The organism is Microcoleus sp. AT9b-C3, from assembly GCF_036705485.1.
GTDB lineage: Bacteria > Cyanobacteriota > Cyanobacteriia > Cyanobacteriales > Microcoleaceae > Microcoleus.
Window position 1 is genome coordinate 95,106 of sequence record NZ_JAUBUR010000024.1, and the last position, 21,076, is coordinate 116,181.

Genomic DNA, 21,076 nt, shown 5'->3' on the forward strand with positions numbered 1-21,076 from the left:
CTGTCAACACTCAGCAAGAAATAATACAATTATACCACATTTGATAAATGCAAGACTTTGATGCGATCGTCATTGGCAGCGGTATTGGGGGCTTAGTCGCCGGCTCGATGCTAGCTCGTTACGGCAAGCGGGTGCTCGTCTGCGAGAGCCACATCATAGCGGGCGGGGCCGCTCACAGCTTTTCGCGCCGGGGATTTCACTTTGATTCGGGGCCTTCTTTTTATTGCGGTTTGACTGATCCCCAGTCGTTCAATCCCTTGCGGCAAGTTTTTGATGTTTTGGAGGAATCGATCGCAGCAATTTCCTACGATCCGCTGGGGCATTACCATTTTCCCGAGGGAAGTTTACCGATTTATGCTGATGCGAGAAGTTACTTAGATGCTGTAGCTAACTTCGCACCGCAAGGTGCTGTAGAATTACAGCAATTTCAACAAAATTTATTAGTTTTGTATGAAGCTTTGCGTGGAATTCCGGCTTTAGCGCTGAGATCCGACTGGCAGTTAATACCTGTTTTGCTGTCTCGGTACTCGCCTGCTTTGCTGAAGCTATTGCCGCTAGTAGGTGGGATCGCGGGTTCTGCCGGTTCCTTGATGGATCGGGATGTGCGCGATCCTTGGGTGCGGCGTTTGATCGATTTGGAGTGCTTTTTGCTGTCGGGTTTGAAAGCGCACGGAACTGTCGCGCCGGAAATAGCTTTTATGATTGGCGAACGATCGCGCTGTGCGATCGAATATCCTGTAGGTGGCAGCGGTGCGATCGTCGATGCTTTAGTCAGAGGCTTGCAGCGCTGGGGAGGAAAATTGCGCCTGGGATCTGCCGTCGAGCAAATATTAGTTGAATCCGGCAAAACCACCGGCGTTCGCTTGAAAAATGGCGAAATTATCCGCGCCCCAATTGTTATTTCAAATGCCACCGTCTGGGATACTTATACAAAGTTACTGCGCCCTGAAGATTTGCCGGCCAGCTACCGAAAAAGCGCTTTGTCGATGCCAGCAGTAGACAGTTTCATGCACCTGCATTTAGGAATTAAAGCCGAAGGGCTCGAAGGTTTGACCGGCCACCACGTCGTCGTTCACGACAGCAAGATTGACATTACAGTACCCGGAAATACTTGCATGATTTCGATTCCTACAGTGTGGGATGCAACTCTGGCGCCGCCCGGACATCACACCGTTCATGCTTATACATTGGAACCTTACGAAGGTTGGGAATATGGGGAATTCTATCAGCAAAAAAAGCAAGAGCGATCGCAATCTCTGTTTCAAGCTTTAGAAAAAATTATACCCGATTTGCGATCGCGAATAGTCTTAGAGTCGATCGGCACACCGCTAACCCACGCCCGATTTTTACGCCGATATCAAGGAACTTACGGGCCTGCAATTGCGGCCGGAAAAGGCACATTTCCGGGGCCGCAAACACCAGTCAAAGGCTTGTATCGGGTGGGAGACAGCACCATGCCTGGAATTGGGGTTCCCGCTGTCGCAGCATCGGGTATTTTGTGCGCGAATACTTTGGTAAATTCGGATGTTACAGCACAATTTTTGTAAGTTATGGCAGAAGGAAGAAGGAAGAAGGAAGAAGGAAGAAGGAAAATTAACTGCTTCCCTGGCGCTGGCTGGGAACCGAGATCCAGAGTCCGAGCCTCGCTTGCAAAAAAACAGGAGCCATAGCAAGAGTGAAATGCGTTCCCAGGCTCTTCCTGGGAACGATGAAAACGATGAAAAAACTACTTTTTACAAAATCTGCCTGCTGCCAAAACTGATTATCCACCAGCGGCAAAAGCGCCCATAATTGCGATCGACAAAGCCAAACCTGGCAACAGCAGCAATCCTAACATCAAAGCATCGTGTCCGCTCATCACTTTCTCCTGATATTGACCTTTGACATTATACTCTATAAACGGCCATCTTGCCTCGGTCTTAATAATTAAAACCGGCATATAGATTCAGGATTGACAGGGCAAATTTTATTAACAATGGGGTTCCCGCGCAAGTCCAGGGTAGTTAACTTTTGCAAAGATTGCAGGGAACTGATATCAGAGATTTGATTGTTGTACAAGTCTAGCAAAAATAAATTATTTAAAGCTTGCAGCGCGCTGCTATCCGAAATCGGGTTGTTGAACAGATAAAGTTCACTCAAATTAGTTAACGATTTCAGCGGACTGATGTCGGATATTTGATTGTTACCGAGGTTTAGTTCAATTAAATTAGTCAGCGATGTCAAAGGAGTAATATCTGATATTTGATTTTGGAATAAAACCAATTTCTTTAAGTTAGTTAGAGCTTTCAACGGAGTAAGCTCAGATATTTCATTTCCGAATAGAAACAGCGTATGGAGATTTTTTAAGGAAGCCAGCGGGGTGATATCCGATATTTTATTATTGTAAAGGTAGAGTGTCTGGAGTTCAGTTAAATTTTCCAGAGGAGCGATATCTGAAATTTGATTGTTGTAAAGAATCAGCGCCTTTAAGTTAGTTAAGTTTTTCACCGGAGTGATGTCGGAAATTTTGTTGTCAAACAAGACAAGTGCGGTAAGATTAGTTAGACCTGCTAGGGGACTGATATCTGAGATTTGATTGGTATCGAGAACGAGTTGAGTCAGATTTATTAGAGATGAAAGCGGGCTGATATCTGATATTTGATTAACATCTATAATCAAAGTTTTCAGATTTGTTAAAGATTGCAGGGGAGCGATGTCAGATATTTGATTACTGCCGAGGATAAGATTAGTAAGTTTAGTGAAAGATGAGAGTGGACTGATATCGGTAATTTGAAGATTTTTGAGGTTAAGCTCTGTTGTGTTAGAAAGCAGTGCGTTGGCTCGATCGCACTCGGTAGTGTCTGATATTTGCAACAGTATTTCTACCGTATATTTAGCATCAAGCGAGAGATTCTCTTTTTGCTTGCACCAATCGGGAAAGTTATTATAAGTTGTTGTCATGGGATTTTAGATTTGCGATTTTAGATTTGCGATTTTAGATTCGCGCGAAACCTAATTATGTAGGGTGCGCAATGCGCACCTTACGGCCGTAGCGCCTCAAACGAATTTTTGTGTAAGTCCTAGATTTGCTATTTTAGATAAGTATAGCAATTCTATTTCATTTGTGAATGAGATTTTTTTCGGGTTTTGAGAAATTTCAGCAAAAATTGTGTAAAGTAATCTTAACATCCTTAATTGAATTGTATTTGCAGGAGCCAAGAGCCAACTATGACACCAGAACTAATTTTTAATGTCGGTAATCTGTTCGTTGTGCCTTTCTGGGCAATTATGATTTTATTACCAAACTGGGGAATTACCCGAAAAGTGATGAATTCTTTTATTCCGTTTGCCGTGCTAGCCGTTTTGTACATATATTTGTTTGGTAGCAGTCTGACTGCGGAGAATGCGGCTGCTTTATCCAATCCCAAGTTAGCAGATATTGCTAAGTTTCTGGGGGAGGAAACAGCGGCGGCTACGGGATGGATACATTTTTTAGTGATGGACTTGTTTGTCGGGCGCTGGATTTATTGGGAAGGACAGCGGACAGGAGTTTGGACGGTTCACTCTTTGGCTTTGTGTTTTTTTGCTGGGCCGATGGGATTGCTTTCTCATATTGTAACTGCTTGGATTACTGAAAGGTTTTTCCCTAGTTCTGAAAGTCTTTCAGGGGCGGACAAGATGCCCACCACACAAGAAAATTGATGTATTTTGGAACGGGCCGCTCGTGCCCGTTCGTCCCTAAGAAGGGCGCAAGATATCAATAACAATATAGAGCGTAGCTAAACCAGATCCTTGTATTTTGAAAGAGGTAGATGGCGGTTTACTGTTGGGTGGGGGCGGGTTTAGGAAATTATGGGTTTTAGGCAATTATTGTTGGTGAAACCCGCCCCTACAATCCTCGATCGCAGCTTGGAACTTTTACAATATTGGGCAATATTAAGAATTGGCTATGGGCAGCACTAAACGAGCCACAATTAAATTGTTTTCTAACATTTCTATAGAAAAGTTTCCCCCCATTAAGCGTACCGCTCGCTGACAAATTAAGAGATTTTGGACGATCGACCTATTGGAACTAGAAACCGCTAATATATCGGGTTCGGAACCGCCGTTGAAGGCAGCAATTAAGTGTCGATCGCACGCGCCGCTATCGCTCACAGACAATTCTAGCCAATCTTCTCCCAACAACTGAGAGCGAATCTCAATCTTGGCGCCAACAGCAGAGCGCCTGCAAGCCGCCGCCAGCAATTCGCACAGTATCAAATCGAGCTTAATGCTGTCGCCGCGAACGCTCAAAGTCTGACCCGCAGGCATCGACACAGCAGTTTCTCTGTGCACTTCCAGCAAGACTTGCGAGTGTTTGACCAAGGAGGCAGTTCGATCGAGCGATCGCCTCAGCCAAGCGCTCACAGGCACCGCATCTTGTGCGAATTGCAGCCGCCAATGTTCCTGTTTCAGCAGCAAATGAGTTGACCCCAAAGCATTGCCCATTTGTCGCAAAACCTGTTGGTAGCGCAAAGTTTTCAGAGCATCCTTTTGTTCCTTCACTGACTGGAAAATCGACTGACTCAACTCCCCCAACTCCTTCACCCCCGCTCCCACAGTGCGGTAAAACTCCTCAAAACGGCGCTGTTTGTACCAGTTGAGCAGCTCCAGATCCAATCGCTGCGACTCGCTTGCCGATTGCACCGCCAAATACCTGCGCCACCAAGCCAACTGAGACGCCATCGAGCTGAGTAAACTCACCGACAACTCCGACCACTGGCGGCCCGGAGCGTCCGCAGCCACCACAATGCCCGCCGCAGCGTGTTCTGGGGCAGTCCGCAGCGCCACCGTCAGAATCTCGCCAATTCCCGGACTGCGGAGCCACCGCTTCGTCGCCAGCGGCAGTTGGCTCGTGCTCTGTTGCAGCACGCCCGCTTCTGCCAGGGTTTGTTGGATCAAAGCATCTGTTTTGACAGGAATCACCGCCTCGGGATTGAGGGCAAATACGGGATTGGCAGCTACCGTCGCCACGATGGAACCTTCCTCCTGACCCGGATTCCAAGTAATTACGGCTACTAAAGGACAGGAAATTGTCTGGGAAACGTGTTGAGCAAAGTTACGATCGAGCTTTTGTAGTGGCAACTCTGGGAACATCGTCGGTGAAGCAGCAGATATTTCTTGCTCAGATTGCTCATCAGGAGAATGGTGCAAAACCGCCAAACCCGAATTGAGCGAGCGCTCAAATTGCTGATATTTGTCGATTGCCGAACTCTGCTGCCACGAGTGCAAGATCAATCCTAGCTGTTGGCCCACTAGCCGAACTAATTCTTGCTCAGATCGCCTCCAAGTGCGAGTTGCATTGTGTCCGACAACCAGCAAACCCTCGATCGATTTTCGATTGGCGATTTTCGATTTTAGATTCGGGTTTTCTCCCTCTTTCTTTTTCCCCCTCGTGGTCGATGCCAAAAGCGATCGCACCCCCGCCTCCCCCAACACTTCCCGCCAAGCGCTCAACCGCCGGTCTTCCTCCCAATTTTCAATAGCCACAGGTTCGCTTTCTTGCAACAGCCCCACGTCAGCCACATCGAGGGCGTTGAGCGGCGACGGCACTGACCTGCGGTTGCGGGGCAGATTTTGGCAGACAATTTCAAAGCGATTTTGTTCTTCGCCGTACAGCAGCAGCAAAAAGTATTCGCATTTGAGCCGATCGCACAACTGTTCGGCGGTATTTTTTAAAGTGGCCTCCCAGTCAGCATCGCTGTAGATGGCCCGAGCTATTCCGGCAGTTAAATCTCGATCGATCTCAATTTGCTGAATTTTCTCCTCCATCTCCGACACCGGAGCCGTCAGAGCCACTAACTGCGCCACTCCCTGCAGGTAATGCTTTTCATTGTCTTGCCAAATCCGGGGCTCGCCGGCTTCGACTGCCAAAAATCCTAACAATTCCCCTTCTGAAACAATCGGCGCAGCCAACAGAGAGCGAGCGCGGATTTGCTGCATCAATCGCCCTGTCAGCTCAGTTTTCAGAGAACTTTGAGATTCACCGATCCAAACCATTTCTTCCCTGCCCAAAGCCTGATAAAATTCGCCCAAGTCTTGGACGGTGATGCCCGAAGCCGCTCGGCCGGGCCCCCCCAAACCCGGAGTAACTTCGCGGTTGCTGACTCGTCGCCAAAAATAGCGCCGCTCTCGCTCGAACCAATAAACATTGGTGCGCGTCGGCTCGATAAATTCATGAGTTTGTTCGACAACAGCTTGCAAGTATTGGTCGAGCGATCGCAGTTCCCCCAACTGCGAAATCAGCGCTAAAAGAGACTCATCTGGGTGTTTAACTTGTTGTCGCTGCCAGTCTTTTTCTATTTGATAAAGAGCAGTTGCCAGCGCTCCAAATACGATCGCCAACTGCGTTTTTTCCCCCGACTTTGGCGACGCTCCCCACACGTCACTCCCGAGCAAAATTACGCCGTAGCAGCGGTCTTTGTAGCGCAGCGGAAACAGAGTCGTGCCTTGAATATTGAAAGTTTGAGCTGCTTTGCGCCATTCTCCGGCTCGGTTTTCCGATCGCAAATCCGCAACTCCCACCGGCCGAAGTTGAATCACCACTTGTTCCAGCAAATCCCCCGGACTGAGGGCAAACCGCTGTTTGAGAAAAGACAGGTCGCCGTTAGGAGTTATACCACCTTTGCCGAACAATCTGTGGGCCTGTCGATCGTACAACCCGATCCAAATCAACCGCCAGTCAAATTCCGATTCCAAGTAACCGAGTGTGGTCGAAAGTAGCACTTCAACATTCTCCTCTTCTCGGAGAGTCTGGAGAACGCGCTCTAGGGTCGCGATTTGTTCGTCTAAATCCTTTGGTCTTTGCTGCTGCCCCATTTCCAAGCTTCCCCGCACCTTTGTATAATTTAAAATTACTAACTTAAAAATTCCAAAAATTAAAATGCCAAAGAATCAACTTATCAAAAATTCTGGGTTTAAAACCCTGTCCTTCTAGGACGGCTTTAATTGTAAACTTTCATTGCATACTCACCCATTTTGTGCTGACGGCTATAGCATAAAACTGGAGGTAAGAGCAATGCTAGTTTTTGAGTTTAAAGCTTACGGAAAATCAAGTCAGTTTAACGCGGTAAGCGAAGCAATTCGCACTGCTCAGTTTGTTCGCAATAGCTGCTTACGCTATTGGATGGACCATCCTAAAAAGAATAAATACGACTTGAACAAATATTGCGCTGTACTGGCAGCGACTTTTCCGTTCGCTGACGAGCTCAACTCTCAAGCAAGGCAAGCAAGTGCCGAACGCGCTTGGGCAGCTATCTCTCGGTTCTACGAAAACTGCAAGAAAAAGGTTCCTGGTAAAAAAGGGTATCCGCAGTTCCAGAAAGATTGTCGCTCCGTTGACTATAAATCGACTGGGTGGAAACTTGCAATTGACAGAAAGTCGATAACTTTTACCGACAAGAAAGGAATCGGCAAGCTCAAGCTCAAAGGTACGCGAGACTTGCATTTTTATCAAGTCAGCCAGATTAAACGAGTTCGACTGGTAAAACGTGCTGATGGTGTCTACGTCCAGTTCTGCATTGATGTTAACCGACAGGAAAAGACAGAACCAACAGGTAATACGATTGGACTAGATGTTGGATTGAAAGAATATTACACCGATTCAAACGGAGTCACGGTTGAAAACCCTAGATTCCTGAGAAAAGGTGAACGTGTTCTTAAGCGCAGTCAGCGTGGAGTATCAAGAAAAGTAAGAGGTTCAAAAAACAGAGGCAAAGCCAGACAGATTTTAGGTAAGCGCCATCTCAAAATAAGTAGGCAGCGTAAAGACCATGCCGTGAAGTTGGCAAGGTGCGTAATTCAGTCAAACGACTTGATAGTCTACGAAGATTTGAGGATCAAAAATATGGTGCAAAATCATTGTCTAGCTAAGTCTATTAACGACGCATCTTGGTATCAATTCCGTGTTGGACTTGAATATTTTGGAAAAGTATTTAAGCGCGTAACGGTTGCGGTAAGTCCGCAATATACCAGCCAAGAATGCTCTAGCTGCGGTGAAATGGTCAAAAAAACACTATCCACCAGAACTCACGCTTGTAAATGTGGATGTCTGATGGATAGAGATTTTAACGCCGCTAGAATTATCCTAAGTCGGGGATTGGGTACGGTAGGGCATACCGGAACCTTTGCTCTAGAAGCAAGCAACGCTTTGGGAGAATTGACCTCTACTTTGGTTGGAGAAATCCAGTCAGAGCAAGTCGGCTCGTAGATCAAAGAATCCCCTCGCCTGATAGCTGGGGAGTGTCAATTCCCTTCTCATTTCTAATTTGTAAATTGCCCCAGTACAAATCATTGGATATTTATCAATCAGGTGTACGCCCGCTGTTGTTTTCCGTATTGAAAACCGATGCCGAGTGGCTGCACAACCGCACTCTCCAAGTTCTCGAACTAGCCGCCAGAACCCAGTCAAACCCCGCAACCAGCCAAATGCTCTCTCGATTGCAGAAATCTTTGGGAGTCCAAGATTCTCGCCTCGAACAATCTTTGTGGGGACTGAGCTTTAACAATCCTGTCGGCTTGGCTGCCGGATTTGATAAAAACGGCGTAGCTGCTGACATTTGGGCAAATTTTGGCTTTGGCTGTGCCGAACTCGGAACTGTCACTTGTCAACCACAGCCGGGAAACCCCCAACCTCGCTTGTTTCGCTTGACTCAGGACAGTGCAGCCCTCAACCGCATGGGATTTAACAATCAAGGAGCCGCGGCAATGGCTGCCCGGTTTCAGGCAGCACAAAAGCAGTCAAAGTTCGATGCCTCGCGCCCTATGCCTCTGTCTCGGTTCCCGTTGGGCATCAATCTCGGTAAATCTAAGGTAACACCGTTAGAGCAAGCCGCAGCCGACTATTTAGAGAGTTTTAAGCTGCTGAAAGATTGGGGCGACTATTTTGTAGTCAACGTTTCGTCTCCGAATACGCCTGGGTTGCGATCGCTCCAAGATGCTGCTGGGCTTACCACAATTTTGGAAATTTTGCAACAAGAAAATCAGGGCACCAAGCCAATTTTAGTCAAGATTGCGCCGGATTTGGAACCCGAGGCGATCGTATCCATCCTCGACTTAGCAAAAACCTACCAACTAGCAGGAATTATCGCCACAAATACCACCATCCGCCGCGACGGACTGAAAACACAAATATTGCGAGAAACAGGCAAACCAATCGCTGAAGAAGCCGGGGGAATTAGCGGGCTTCCTGTGCGAGAGCGATCGACAGAAGTAATCCGATTTATCTGGCAATATACAAAAGGCGAATTACCCATAATTGGAGTTGGTGGCATTTTCACCGCCGAAGATGCTTGGGAAAAAATAGCCGCCGGTGCGAGTTTAATTCAAGTCTACACCGGTTGGGTTTACGAAGGCCCTTGGATGGTGCGTCGGATTCTCCAAGGTTTGCTGCAAAAGTTAGAAGAAAAAGGATTTAATTCAATTTCCCACGCAGTTGGTTCGGGCAATCAATAGACATACCAGTGAAAAGTAAGTCTTGGGCAGGCAGGATGTCTGCCCCACAAGAATTGTTGAAAAAGTATAATAAATTCTGGCAGCAGGATTTACGCACCGACTCTAACAAGTTATTAACTCTCTTATGTCACTTGAGGCAGAATAAAAATAGAAATCAGGGTGAGACAGAAATATAAAAATTGAGTAATTAAGCCTATAAACGATAGATTGAAGTTTAGCAAACCCTAAAGATAATTGAGGAATAGGAAAGACTGTAAGCCCCGGCTGAATTAAGTTAAATATGGTAAAAGGTTGAAGTATAATACGAAGATTGTTCAAAATATTCTTCCACCCCTTACCCCTCCACCTCCTTCAACCCGTCCTCTAGCAACATCCGCACAATATCCACTTTCTTGCGCCCCGTCCTGGCTGCCAGCATCGACAGCTTGCCGTGCTCTCCCGACGGACATATCCACCGTAAACCTGACCGTTGCTTCTTTGTCGGGTGCTTGGAGTCGATGAGTCAAACTACTCTCCTTGGATGGAGCGGGGACTGGTTCTGCTGCTGATGCTTCCGGCTGCGGTGCTGTTAGCACTGGCAATAAAGCGAACGGTGTTGGTGGTGTTTCCGTTATAAGTGATGCTGTGGGTGTTGTTCCTAGTGATACAACTTCTGTTGGTGCTTGCACACCTGTTTTTATGTGTGTTAGCTTATTACTTAGAAGAGCATATGTGTCAACGATTACCGTCCGTCGTTGTTTGAGGATGAGGAGTCAACTACCGCACACCAACCCGAAGGGTCTGGTGTGGGCTTGAAAAAGCCTGTTGACCAGACGGCTAGTTCTTGACTAGCAGGCGTTAAGACCAAGCGTTAAATTTCGTACCTTGAAATGCGTGCCAGTTTCAAGCTCTACAACCGAGCAATTAAACAGGTGATTAAGGGAAAGCCAGTGTTGCTCAGATAGTACCGAGTCTTAACATCGTCGAGGCAAACTTAACCAAGAAATTGAGTGATGCAGTAATGCGTACATTTGTCCTAGATAAAAACTTGAAACCTCTTGACCCATGCCACCCAGCACGGGCAAGAGAACTATTGAAAAAAGGGAGGGCTAAGGTTCTTAAACGCTATCCGTTTACTATTGTTTTACAGGATAGGATTCTCGAAGATTCGGTAACTCACTGTCACCGAATCAAAATTGACCCAGGTAGCAAAACTACGGGTATTGCCGTGGTTCAAGAGCAAACTGGTCGCGTCACGAACGCATTAGAAATTGCTCACCGAGGGCAACAAATTAAAGAGGCTCTCGAATCTCGCAGATCGCTCAGAAGAGGGCGTCGCAACAGAAAGACCAGTTACCGCCAACCCCGTTTTTTAAACAGAACCCGTAAACCAGGATGGTTGCCACCATCTCTTGATAGCCGTGTTGCCAATATTGAAACCTGGGTTAGGCGAATCAGAAAGGTCTGTCCCGTTACCGCCATTTCTCAAGAATTGGTGCGTTTCGATTTACAACAGTTCCAGAATCCTGAAATTTCTGGAGTCGAATATCAAAGGGGCGAATTATTCGGTTTTGAAATTAAGGAATATTTACTGCAAAAATGGAATAGGAAGTGCGCTTATTGCGGTGCGACAAATGTTCCTTTCGAGGTTGAGCATATTCTCGCCAAGTCTAAGGGAGGAAGTAATCGGGTCAGCAATCTGTGTCTTAGTTGCCATTCCTGCAACCAAGCCAAGGGAAGTAAACCCGTTGAAGAATTCCTAAAGAAAAAACCTGAAATCCTTCAGCGGATACTAGCCCAAGCCAAGACACCTCTACTGGATGCAGCAGCCGTCAATGCTACTCGTTGGGAGCTATACAGAAGACTACAGTTAACCGGACTGCCCGTGGAATTGGGTTCAGGGGGACGAACAAAATTCAACCGCCAAACCAGGGGAATAGAAAAACAGCATTGGACTGATGCAGCTTGTGTCGGGGAATCAACTCCCGAAAGACTACTGCTAAATAGCGTGAAATCTTTGCTAATTAAGGCTAAGGGACACGGAAGAAGACAGCGCTGCGGAACCGACAGATTTGGGTTCCCCATTCGTCATGCACCGGCGCAAAAGTTCTTCATGGGTTTTCAAACTGGGGACTTGGTGAAAGCTAACGTCCTCACTGGAAAATATGCAGGAAGCTACACAGGCCCAATTGCAATTCGGTTTAGACCAAGTTTTAAGCTAACCGCAAGAGACAAATGTTTTGACGTGCATCCAAAACATCTGAAAACTATTCATAAGGCTGATGGCTATGAATATTAGTCCTAAAAACAAGGATGCCCTGTCGGGCAACTTATTTATGGGCGACAATTCCCCAGACGCTAATCCGTTGGCGGTACTCGCGGAGCTCGATATATCCGCCTCGGTTATAGCGTCTGGGGAATTGTCGCATTTTAGGTGGTTATTCCGGTTAAGTCATCCACTCCAGCAAAACGGAAAGCTTCAACAAAATGTACTTCTGAGAGTTTTCCAGTTCCAAGTTTTCGGACGTTAATAACAATTTTATTGACAATCGCTAAAAATCGAGTCTCGCCTAAATTGCGTCTGGTTTCAGTTAGTTTCGACAAGCTGACAATGCCAGCTCCTTTGCAACAGAGAGCTTTGGATTTACTGAAGGTTTCCCTAATATTGTAGTCATCTATTGAGGGAGGGCGTTAGCCCGATTGCCCGACTGATGGAGGTTTTGCTTGGATGCGATCGACCACAGGGGGGAAGTTCCGATTAAAAAGTTGAGATAGTCTCAACGAAAGCGATCGCTTTGCCAAAAGTTTCGCGCTTTGCATCACACCAGGAAGCACGCGCGATCTCGCTTTCTATCTAGCTACCCTTGAACAACGAAACTATACTTACATCTTGCACCAGTCGAATAATCTCACATTCCATCTGCCCTGCTTGACAACAAAGGTTATAACTCAAAGTTAATTTCTAGCTTCTCTGACTGGGGTGAAACTTCCTAATTGGTGCATTGTCTTACTTAGAGGCACCCAGTATATTTATGAATTTTCCATTCAAAGCACGTTTGAAGAGCCAGAATAATTCACCAAAAATGGTGATGCCGTTAATTAACCAACATTGGTTGGTGCGGATCGTCCTGCGCTCCATTTCCTACTTCCGCAAAGACTTATGGCTGATCGTCACGCTCTTGCTTTTGATCGGAGCATCGGTATTTTTCAACCTTCTCAACGCCTGGCCGATAGCAATTCTAGTCGATACGGTTTTATCACCAAATCCGAAATCCAACTGGATTCATACGCTGTTTCTTGCTCCGTTCGGTGAAAGCACGCTGAACCGAATTTTCGGAATGGCATTCGTCGCGATGATTATTAAAATCCTGAGCGAGACCGTTTTTATGCTCCGTAGGATGTTGAACTACCGCATCCAGTACAACGGAACCTTGCGGGTTCGCACCGAACTCTACGACAAAATGCAGGCGCTGAGTCTCGGCTGGCACGGCTCCCGATCGCAGGGTGACGCAATCTATCGGTTGAGCTACGACAGCCTCGGCCCCTGGGGGGTAATCGATACGCTTATCGGCTCCACCGCCGCATCGGTGACGCTGACGGCGATGATCTGGATCATGCTGTCGCGCCATGTCCTTCTCACGGTGTTTGCGCTTTCGTTCACTCCGCTTCTAATACTGGCGAATTGGTACTTCGAGGGAAGGATTAGGAGTCGAGCCCTTGAGTCGAAGCAGACCGATGCGGTGATGACCTCAACCATGCAGCAAGCTATAGATTTGATCGGACTAATCCAGTCCTTCGGTCGAGAAGCAACCGAGTCGCGGCGCTTCGGGCAGGCGGTCGAACGCAGCGTCAAGGCGTCTATGCGACTCAATTGGCAAGAAAACCTCTATCCGCTAGCGGTTCAGGTAGTCTTCGCCCTGGGAAGCGGGGTAATCTTAGGCTACGGCGGATACCTAGTTTATCGCGACCAGTTTTTGCGTCCGGTGCAGGGTGGCGTAACCATCGGCGATCTGCTCGTATTCATGGCGTACCTGGGGCAGTTCTGGGACCCGATAGGTTGGGTGTTGGGGTTTACTACTAAGATCCAGACGTTTGTAGCTTCATGCGATCGCGTCTTTACGGTCATTGACGAGCCGCCCGCCATAAAAGATGAGCCTGATGCGCGATCGCTTCCCGTCCATCCCCGCACACTAGCACTTGCCGACGTTAGCTTCGAGTACAACCCTGGGCAACCCGTCTTGCGGAACATCAGTGCTAGTATCGAGCCGGGTCAGATGGTGGCGTTTTTGGGCCCTAGCGGAACGGGAAAGAGCACGCTGCTCAATCTTTTGCCGCGCTTCTACGACCCGACATCGGGCAGCGTCCTCCTCGACGGCTTCGACCTCCGCACCCTTAAGATTGCCGATGTTCGCAAGCACATGGCGCTCGTCTCGCAAGGCAGCCCACTATTCCCCGGAACGATCTCCGAGAATATCGCCTACGGTCGCCCGGATGCTCTGCTCTCCGATATTCGGGAAGCGGCGGTCGAATCTGGGGCAGCCGAGTTCATCGAAACCTTGCCGGAGCAGTATGATACCTTGATCGCGGAGGGCGGTCAGAACCTCTCAGGCGGACAGCGACAGCGCCTAGCTATTGCGCGGGCGATCGTCACTAAGGCTCCTATACTCATCCTCGACGAACCCACGAATGCGCTGGACTTGAAGCACGAGCAGTGGGTACTAGAGACTCTGCAACGTCTACGTCGCAACAGAACCATCATCTTGGTCACGCACCGACTGGAGACTGCCGTAGACTGCGATCTGATTTTTGTGATGCAGTCGGGCGAGATTTTTGAGTCTGGTACTCACGCCGAACTCCTTACCAAACAGGGACTCTACTACCGAATGTTGGGCTACGGTACAGTAAAATCAACAGGACTTACGCACAAACCCTGCATCGAGTAGGGGCACGACATAGCGAACTTATTGTGATTCTTTTGCTTCAATCAGCGGGCGTTGACTGCCTGACTGGGAATAGCACTGGCATTAACTGACCCAGCGGCACAGAAGGCTGCTCATGAACCAATATTAAGGACAGCAAGGCAAATAGCCGCAGGACGGACTATTTCGGAAAAAGTGCAAACGTACTGGAGATTTGGGAAAAGGATGCGATCGCGATCGGCTACGATCCTGGGGGTAAAGAATATAGATGGCTTTTTGGAGGAGCTCAGTCCGATCTCTGGCAATCTTTACCTCCTGTCTATAGACAATGTGCTGTTTGTTATACTGATTTTTGGGAATCTAGATGAGGAAGTGCTACCTTTTAAAAGACATCGACCTGTAGGCAAAGAATCGGGAAAAACCAGTCATATTGAAAGACTTAATAATACTTTACGGCAGCGAATTTCTCCTTTGGTTCGTAAAACCTTGTCTTTCTCAAAAAAACTGCTTGCACCATATTGGGGCAATTTTTAACTTTGTACATCACTATAATTATTGCAGAAGAAAACAATATCATTACTCTGCATGACTACCAAAAAACTATCATGGCAATACCATATCAACATTTTCCTAACCTTAATACAATATTTTGATTTTTACACAAACTTAATAAGTATTACATCTAAAGTAAATCGGCGATCGTAATTTTTAATAATCTTAAAAACTCCCTTGAGCTAAGACGCATTTAATCAAATATTTCCGCTAATTTCAAAGCATTAACTTGAGCTTGAGCTTTATGCAGCGACTCCTGCCATTCCCTTTCTGGATCGCTATCAGCAACAATCCCCGCACCCACTTGTCCCCAAACAACTCCCCCGGTCGTACCGTCACTTTTTGGTGCATATAAAAGGGTGCGAATCAAAATATTTAAATCCAGGTTCCCGCGCCAGTCCAAATAACCGCAGGAACCGTAAAATAAATTGCGCTTCACTGGTTCCAATTCTTCGATGATTTCCAGACAGCGCACTTTCGGACAACCTGTAATCGTACCGCCCGGAAATACCCCTCGAATTAAGTCGATCGCGTCGCAATCTTGTCTTAATGTACCGATAACATTACTGACGAGGTGCATCACGTGACTGTAGCGTTCAACGGTCAGAAATTCGTTAACTTTTACCGAACCCCATTCACACACCCTCCCGATATCGTTGCGCTCTAAGTCAACTAACATAATATGTTCGGCTCTTTCTTTGATATTCTCTATTAATTCCTGTGCTAACTGCTCATCTTGAATGCAGGTTAAACCGCGCGGTCGCGTTCCCGCGATCGGTCTAGTATCCACTTTTTTTCCTAATAATTGAACGAGTCTTTCCGGCGAACAACTAACTATCGCCCCCCACGGAGTTTGCCAATAACTTGCAAAAGGCGAAGGATTGATTCGTTGCAAAGCGCGGTAAATTGACCAACTACTGCAATCTGTACGGGCTTCAAACCGCAAAGATAAATTAGTCTGAAAAATATCGCCTGCATGAATATACTTCTGAGCTTTTCGCACTATTTCTTTATACTCACTCTCAGATAATTGGAAAATAGGACTAGGGGAATTTTGTTGATAGTTTTCCGGTAAATTATTCGGGATTATTTCTCGATCGGTTTGCTCTAATTGATGCTGCATAACATCGAGTTGAGAAGGTTGACTCGCAGCCAACCAGAGAATTTGCGTTTGACGGTCTAAAACCGCAAAAGATTCTGGTTCGTACCAACAGCTAACCGGGAAAGGAAGCGGATCGGTATTGAGTTGGGGCAGGTGTTCGATTTCCCATGCTAAATCATAACCTAGCCATCCCAACCAACCCCCAGTAAAAGGAATTTCCGGCGGTACATTCACTGCTAAATTTTGCTTTTGAGAGTCCAAAAGAGCGCGCAAAAAAGGTAAAATTTCACCGACTGGCGGTGTCCATAGCAGAGATTTACCATCAATTATCCGGGGAGAACCTGCACAAATAGAATATCGTGCCCAGTTAGTAGAAGATGTAACTGGACTTTCTAGCAGAACGGCCATATCGCGGGGAAAACAATCCGATATTGAGCCTGCACTGTCGGCAGTTTGACCGAGAAATAAAGTTTGAAAAATCTCAGATCCGCTGCGCTGATTTAGGGGAAGCTTTCGCCAATGCCAAGGTTGTATTTGTTTCATAATAGATTGCACTATGGTTAACACTTTCAGGACTTACGCTACGAGTCAATTTTGACACTATCTGTAGTAGTAAGGTGTACAGTTCGCACCTACTAAAATCGATTGAAAGCGTTATCTCAACCATTACTGATAACTTTCCAAACATCTCGGTTTGCTTCTTTTTTGAGGCGTATCCAACCCCTAACGGAGTTAATGAGAAATAGAGTTTGGGTACTGTGCAAATCATCTAAGGTAATTAATTCTTCTCTGATTTTTCCCTCCTCTAAAAGTTGAGAACGAAACGTCCCCGGTAATAAACCGCACTTGACGGGAGGTGTGATTAGACCTGCGGGTGTATCGATCACGATATTGGCGATCGTGGATTCGGTGATAACTCCATCTTGATTCCACAGAAAAACATCCTGATATTCGGGCTGCGACTCCAAAGCCATTGTATAAGGCAATCGGTAAGTTGTCTTGTGGTAAAGAAATGGGTTTTGAGAATCGATCGGTTTACTGGCAATTCCGACAGATGCACCGATTTTTAAGATACCGCTATCTAGTGTATGAGCCTGTAATTTTATGTTTCCCTCACAAGATATTGTTAACCGTATTTTTTGTTTGACTGACCCGCAAGTCATACTTAATGCTTGTAAAGCTTTGCTTGCTTCTGTTAGCGACAGGGGGAAATTAAAATAATCAGCCGATCGCTCTAATCTTTGAAGATGTCTGTCTAGCAAAAAATAGCCGTTTTTGGGTTCCCATAAAAGTGATTCCAGCAAGTCAAATTTTTGCTGTTGTTGAATCATATTTTTTTCAATATAATGTAAATTCCGTAACTACACAATTTTTAGACCCGCAAAGGTTCCTGTTGGTGTAATTATATAGGAAGTTAACTTAAATTTATGTTGCCTAAATCCTTTATATTTCAATGGCGCCATACCATCGGGCTCTTAATATTAACCTCGGTGCTCACACCCCTAGCACTCAACTACTACGTCCGATTTGTTACCCGCAACTACCGCTACAGCGATATAGCTAGCGTGCCGACAGAACCCATCGCTATAGTTTTTGGTGCCGGAGTTTGGGAAGATGGTACTCCAAGCCCAATGTTAGCCGATCGAGTGCAAGCAGCCGTCGATTTGTACAAAGCGGGGCGAGTGGATCAACTTTTGATGACAGGAGACAATAGCAGCGTCGATTACAACGAAGTCCAAGCAATGCAGGACTACGCCGCAGCCCAGGGCGTACCGATTAATAATATCATTCTTGATTATGCCGGATTTAGCACCTATGAAAGTTGCTACCGGGCGAAAGAGATTTTTGGCATAACGCAGGCTGTTTTAGTTACCCAAAACTTTCACTTAGCCCGCGCTGTTTATACCTGCCGCCAGTTGGGCGTAGAGGCGATCGGTTTAGGAACGCCGGATTGGGGCAAATTTCGCCAAAAGGGCATGATTCGCTACAGTTTCCGCGAATTTTTGGCCGTCCTCAAAGCGCTTTGGGAAGTGCGCGTTACCCGTCCAGAACCGACTTTTTTAGGGCCGTTTGAAGGAATTAAAGAAAAGTTATGAGTGATATGTTGAAGACTTTAGTCCTTGCTTTAAGGACTAAAGTCTTCACTAAAAACGGGTTTTATTACAGCGAACCGGACATCATGTAAGTCCGGGAGTTGTAAGTTTTGAGTTAAACAAAACTTACAACACAACTCACAAATCATAACTCGCCCGTTGCGGTAGTGTTCCATAACTTACTCGCGTTTTGAAAGCCCCGCTAGCGACCAAGTTAGGCTCACCATCATTAAGCGGCCTAGAGCCTTCAAACGGTCTTCGGCGTTATTTTCAACCGCTTGAGACAGATTTTCAGACTTAACATTGATCGACAATTCTTCAGCAGTTTCTGCTGGTTTTTCCAACAGGGGTTGTTCAGAAGATGTCTCAAGGCTGACTTGTGGCTGCTGATTTTTTTCTTCGGTCATTTTCTGAGTCACCTCCTGGAGTTATTGCATACATAACCCTTAATACAAATGTAATTTATTTGTATCCGGGATTTGGGGAGTCAAGTTTTCCTTACCCGACAATCGCAGTTACCAACTCACTTAAAAGTTTTGATTTCAGTTGTTAGCTATCTTAAATAGCACTTAGCCAATTTTCCTCAGAAAGGCGATTTATTCACCGATAGGTCGTCCTCTACCAATTTTTTGTAAGAAACGGGATTTCTGAGCCTAAGTCCTGTTAAAGTCAAAACTCATGCACTACTACCGATGATGCACATCACTGAAGTGTTATATTTACTTAACAGTAATATTTCCGAGATTCTGATAGTGTTAAAGATTAACAATTAATTTAGCTCGGATTTATATCAATCTGCAAGCAACCGTCTGGAAATTATTAACAAACTGAAGGTGTAGAGCCGATGGCAATTTATGTTGATACTGCAATTGTAGCGGAAGCCGCACGGGCGAGCAAGTTCGGATGGATAGCGGGAATTACTACTAATCCGACACTTTTGGCAAAAAGCGAGTTATCTCCTGAGCAAACCCTTAAACAACTGGCACAACTGACTCCTGGGGAAGTGTATTATCAGCTAATGGCATCTGATGTTGATGGCATGGTAGCAGAAGGAAAAGCTGCTTTTGAATTAATTGGACAGCAAACAGTGTTGAAAATTCCAGCAACGGCTGCGGGTTTCCAAGCAGTAGCGCATTTGTCACCGTCCATTCCTTGCGCGGTGACGGCGATATACAGCGCCGCGCAGGCTGCGGTGTCGGCGGAAGCTGGGGCCAAATATGCGATCGCCTACGTGAATCGCGCCACCAGACTCCTGGGAGACGGTTTTGCCTTAGTGCGGGATATGGCAAATGTTTTGCACAGAACTAATACTGAGATTTTGGCAGCTAGCATTAAATCGCCGGAAGAAGCGGTAAAGACTTTGTTAGCAGGAGCACATCATTTGACATTGCCTTTTGACGTTTTGCAAGCGATGGCTGTTCATGAATTATCGCAGCAAACTGTTGATGAATTTGCCAAAAACGGGCGGGGAATATGAGCTTGGCTATCTTGTATGTTGTGAGTAAGATTCGGGGATTTTTAAACTTGTCCTTTTAACACCAAGACTTATGGCAATTACTCGCGTCTCTGTAGACTCAGCAGGCAATCAGGGGAACAACTGGTCCGTACGCCCCTCCATCTCAGCCGACGGGCGGTTTGTGGCGTTTTTATCTGATGCCTCCAACCTCGTGCCGGGGGACACTAACAATACCGCTGACATTTTCATGCGGGACTTGTTAACCAATACCACCACCCGCCTCTCTGTAGACTCAGCAGGTAATCAGGGAAACGCCTCCACCCAGGACTTCGCCAGCCCCTCCATCTCAGCCGACGGGAGGTTTGTGGCGTTTGCATCTGGTGCATCCAACCTCCTGCCGGGGGATACTAACAATCAAAGCGACATTTTTGTTTCTAACAGCGGCAGCACTCCAGGTGGCAGCAATAACCCTCCAAACGTCATCAACGGCACGAACGGCAACGACAACCTGACAGGCACTTCCGGCAGCGACACCATCAACGGTTTGGCAGGCGATGACGTGCTGACGGGTTTGCGGGGCAACGATATCATCAATGGTGGCGACGGCAGCGATAACCTGTCTGGGGGAAAAGGTTTTGACACCCTCAACGGCGGTTTGGGCAACGATATTCTAGTCGGTGGCGCGGGCAACGATGTATTTGTTTTAGCTGCGGGATTGGGAGTTGATACCATCTCTGATTTCGCCAACTCTCAAGATACCATTCAATTAATCAATGGCTTGACCTTCGGACAGCTATCAATTTCGCCGGGAACTAACGGCACATTAATTAGAGTAGGCAGCAGCGGTGAAGTTTTAGCTTCTTTGACAGGCGTTGCTCCGAACCTCATCGGCTCTGAAAATTTCATCTCTGTCTAGAGAGAGATGGTAAACTGGTCATTTGTTAAATCACTTTTGCTCAGAGGAACATCATGATTAAACTTCGCAAACAATCACTCGCATTAATAGGCACATTCCTTGCAGTTTTGCAACCAGCATTTACCGCTCATTCACAAGAAAGCAACAGCGAATTTAGCAAACTTCAATCCTTATTAGAAACCAAAAAATGGTACGAAGCCGATCAAGAAACAGTCTCTCTGATCCGCAACAACCCCGCCAATCTGTCTTGTCCGAACCTCCGCGCGATCGATCAAATGTGGATGCAATCGAGCAATGGCAAATATGGATTGACTCCACAGTTAGAGATTTGGCAGAAAGTGGGCGGTTCTAGCTGTCGAACTTGCGAAGGTCAAATTCAAGAATTTAGCAAGCAAGTAGGATGGAACATGAGCTCCCAAGTAAGTCCTATACCAGGGGAGTTTCCTGCCCAGTATCCAACTGTTGCTTCATTAAGTTGGCAAAGTTATGTTGACAGCGATAAAAGCATAACTAGGGCTTGCTGAATAAGTTAGAAAAAATCGCGCTCGCGTAGCTAACCGCAGACATCGCACTTGATGGGCAATTCAA

At 46.6% G+C, this 21,076-nt stretch carries 18 protein-coding genes and 2 pseudogenes; 12 read left to right on the plus strand and 8 right to left on the minus strand.

All coding sequences use genetic code 11. The annotated features are described in order from the left end of the window. Positions 1-47 precede the first annotated feature (47 nt). Together QUB77_RS20810 and QUB77_RS20815 are read left to right on the plus strand one after the other, a co-directional pair. Positions 48-1,547 (plus strand): NAD(P)/FAD-dependent oxidoreductase, encoded by a 1,500-nt coding sequence (locus QUB77_RS20810; protein WP_333180321.1) that lies wholly within the window; start codon positions 48-50, stop codon positions 1,545-1,547. Then, complete coding sequence (locus tag QUB77_RS20815; protein WP_333180318.1) at positions 1,525-1,791, plus strand: hypothetical protein; 267 nt, start codon at positions 1,525-1,527, stop codon at positions 1,789-1,791. The genes QUB77_RS20810 and QUB77_RS20815 overlap by 23 nt, the downstream gene beginning before the upstream one ends. Here QUB77_RS20815 and QUB77_RS20820 read toward each other — a convergent pair. Together QUB77_RS20820 and QUB77_RS20825 are read right to left on the minus strand one after the other, a co-directional pair. After that, entirely contained in the window at positions 1,763-1,939 is a 177-nt protein-coding gene (locus tag QUB77_RS20820; protein WP_333180316.1) for a hypothetical protein, read from the minus strand. The genes QUB77_RS20815 and QUB77_RS20820 overlap by 29 nt on opposite strands. Then, complete coding sequence (locus QUB77_RS20825; RefSeq protein ID WP_333180313.1) at positions 1,927-2,940, minus strand: leucine-rich repeat domain-containing protein; 1,014 nt, start codon at positions 2,938-2,940, stop codon at positions 1,927-1,929. The genes QUB77_RS20820 and QUB77_RS20825 overlap by 13 nt, the downstream gene beginning before the upstream one ends. Positions 2,941-3,207: 267 nt before the next feature. Between QUB77_RS20825 and QUB77_RS20830 the strand changes: the two genes are divergently transcribed. Continuing rightward, on the plus strand, positions 3,208-3,681 hold the full coding sequence (locus tag QUB77_RS20830) for an ABA4-like family protein (RefSeq protein WP_333180311.1): 474 nt from the start codon (positions 3,208-3,210) through the stop codon (positions 3,679-3,681). Positions 3,682-3,915: 234 nt separating this feature from the next. On the opposite strand, the gene QUB77_RS20835 is transcribed toward QUB77_RS20830, so the two are convergent. Then, positions 3,916-6,837 carry a GAF domain-containing protein gene (locus tag QUB77_RS20835; protein ID WP_333180308.1) on the minus strand — a complete coding sequence of 974 codons (2,922 nt, stop codon included), beginning with the start codon at positions 6,835-6,837 and terminating at the stop codon, positions 3,916-3,918. A gap of 199 nt (positions 6,838-7,036) precedes the next feature. On the opposite strand from QUB77_RS20835, the gene QUB77_RS20840 reads away from it, so the two are divergent. Next, positions 7,037-8,227: a transposase gene (locus QUB77_RS20840; RefSeq protein WP_333180305.1), complete on the plus strand. Its 1,191-nt coding sequence runs from the start codon at positions 7,037-7,039 to the stop codon at positions 8,225-8,227. An 83-nt stretch (positions 8,228-8,310) separates the two neighbouring features. After that, positions 8,311-9,471 carry a quinone-dependent dihydroorotate dehydrogenase gene (locus QUB77_RS20845; RefSeq protein ID WP_333180302.1) on the plus strand — a complete coding sequence of 387 codons (1,161 nt, stop codon included), beginning with the start codon at positions 8,311-8,313 and terminating at the stop codon, positions 9,469-9,471. Between the two features lie 102 nt (positions 9,472-9,573). On the opposite strand, the pseudogene QUB77_RS20850 reads toward QUB77_RS20845, so the two are convergent. Beyond that, positions 9,574-9,822: pseudogene (locus QUB77_RS20850) on the minus strand (hypothetical protein); the annotation flags it as partial. Beyond that, on the minus strand, positions 9,786-10,139 hold the full coding sequence (locus QUB77_RS20855; RefSeq protein WP_333180299.1) for a hypothetical protein: 354 nt from the start codon (positions 10,137-10,139) through the stop codon (positions 9,786-9,788). The gene QUB77_RS20855 and the pseudogene QUB77_RS20850, both read right to left, overlap by 37 nt. Before the next feature lie 332 nt (positions 10,140-10,471). Between QUB77_RS20855 and iscB the strand changes: the two genes are divergently transcribed. The 3 genes and pseudogenes from iscB to QUB77_RS20870 form a co-directional block, all read left to right on the plus strand. Then, positions 10,472-11,749: an RNA-guided endonuclease IscB gene (gene iscB / locus QUB77_RS20860; protein ID WP_333180296.1), complete on the plus strand. Its 1,278-nt coding sequence runs from the start codon at positions 10,472-10,474 to the stop codon at positions 11,747-11,749. A gap of 733 nt (positions 11,750-12,482) precedes the next feature. Further along, on the plus strand, positions 12,483-14,393 hold the full coding sequence (locus QUB77_RS20865) for an ABC transporter ATP-binding protein (RefSeq protein ID WP_333180293.1): 1,911 nt from the start codon (positions 12,483-12,485) through the stop codon (positions 14,391-14,393). Between the two features lie 272 nt (positions 14,394-14,665). Beyond that, positions 14,666-14,958, plus strand: a pseudogene (locus QUB77_RS20870) (IS1 family transposase); the annotation flags it as partial. Between the two features lie 156 nt (positions 14,959-15,114). Here the strand turns inward: QUB77_RS20870 and QUB77_RS20875 are convergent. Together QUB77_RS20875 and QUB77_RS20880 are read right to left on the minus strand one after the other, a co-directional pair. Next, positions 15,115-16,566, minus strand: coding sequence for an anthranilate synthase component I (locus tag QUB77_RS20875; RefSeq protein WP_333180290.1), 1,452 nt, complete (start codon positions 16,564-16,566; stop codon positions 15,115-15,117). A gap of 116 nt (positions 16,567-16,682) precedes the next feature. After that, a complete protein-coding gene (locus QUB77_RS20880; RefSeq protein WP_333180287.1) occupies positions 16,683-17,354 on the minus strand; it encodes an aminotransferase class IV in 672 nt (223 codons plus the stop codon). A 96-nt stretch (positions 17,355-17,450) separates the two neighbouring features. Between QUB77_RS20880 and QUB77_RS20885 the strand changes: the two genes are divergently transcribed. Then, on the plus strand, positions 17,451-18,119 hold the full coding sequence (locus tag QUB77_RS20885; protein ID WP_333180284.1) for an ElyC/SanA/YdcF family protein: 669 nt from the start codon (positions 17,451-17,453) through the stop codon (positions 18,117-18,119). A gap of 176 nt (positions 18,120-18,295) precedes the next feature. Here the strand turns inward: QUB77_RS20885 and QUB77_RS20890 are convergent, their stop codons facing one another. Then, a complete protein-coding gene (locus QUB77_RS20890; protein WP_333180282.1) occupies positions 18,296-18,523 on the minus strand; it encodes a hypothetical protein in 228 nt (75 codons plus the stop codon). Between the two features lie 437 nt (positions 18,524-18,960). On the opposite strand from QUB77_RS20890, the gene QUB77_RS20895 reads away from it, so the two are divergent. The 3 genes from QUB77_RS20895 (at position 18,961) to QUB77_RS20905 (ending at position 21,012) form a co-directional block, all read left to right on the plus strand. Then, positions 18,961-19,593 carry a transaldolase family protein gene (locus QUB77_RS20895; RefSeq protein WP_333180279.1) on the plus strand — a complete coding sequence of 211 codons (633 nt, stop codon included), beginning with the start codon at positions 18,961-18,963 and terminating at the stop codon, positions 19,591-19,593. Positions 19,594-19,663: 70 nt separating this feature from the next. Beyond that, entirely contained in the window at positions 19,664-20,488 is an 825-nt protein-coding gene (locus tag QUB77_RS20900; RefSeq protein WP_333180276.1) for a calcium-binding protein, read from the plus strand. A 53-nt stretch (positions 20,489-20,541) separates the two neighbouring features. Beyond that, positions 20,542-21,012 carry a GUN4 domain-containing protein gene (locus tag QUB77_RS20905; RefSeq protein ID WP_333180273.1) on the plus strand — a complete coding sequence of 157 codons (471 nt, stop codon included), beginning with the start codon at positions 20,542-20,544 and terminating at the stop codon, positions 21,010-21,012. Positions 21,013-21,076 lie beyond the last annotated feature (64 nt).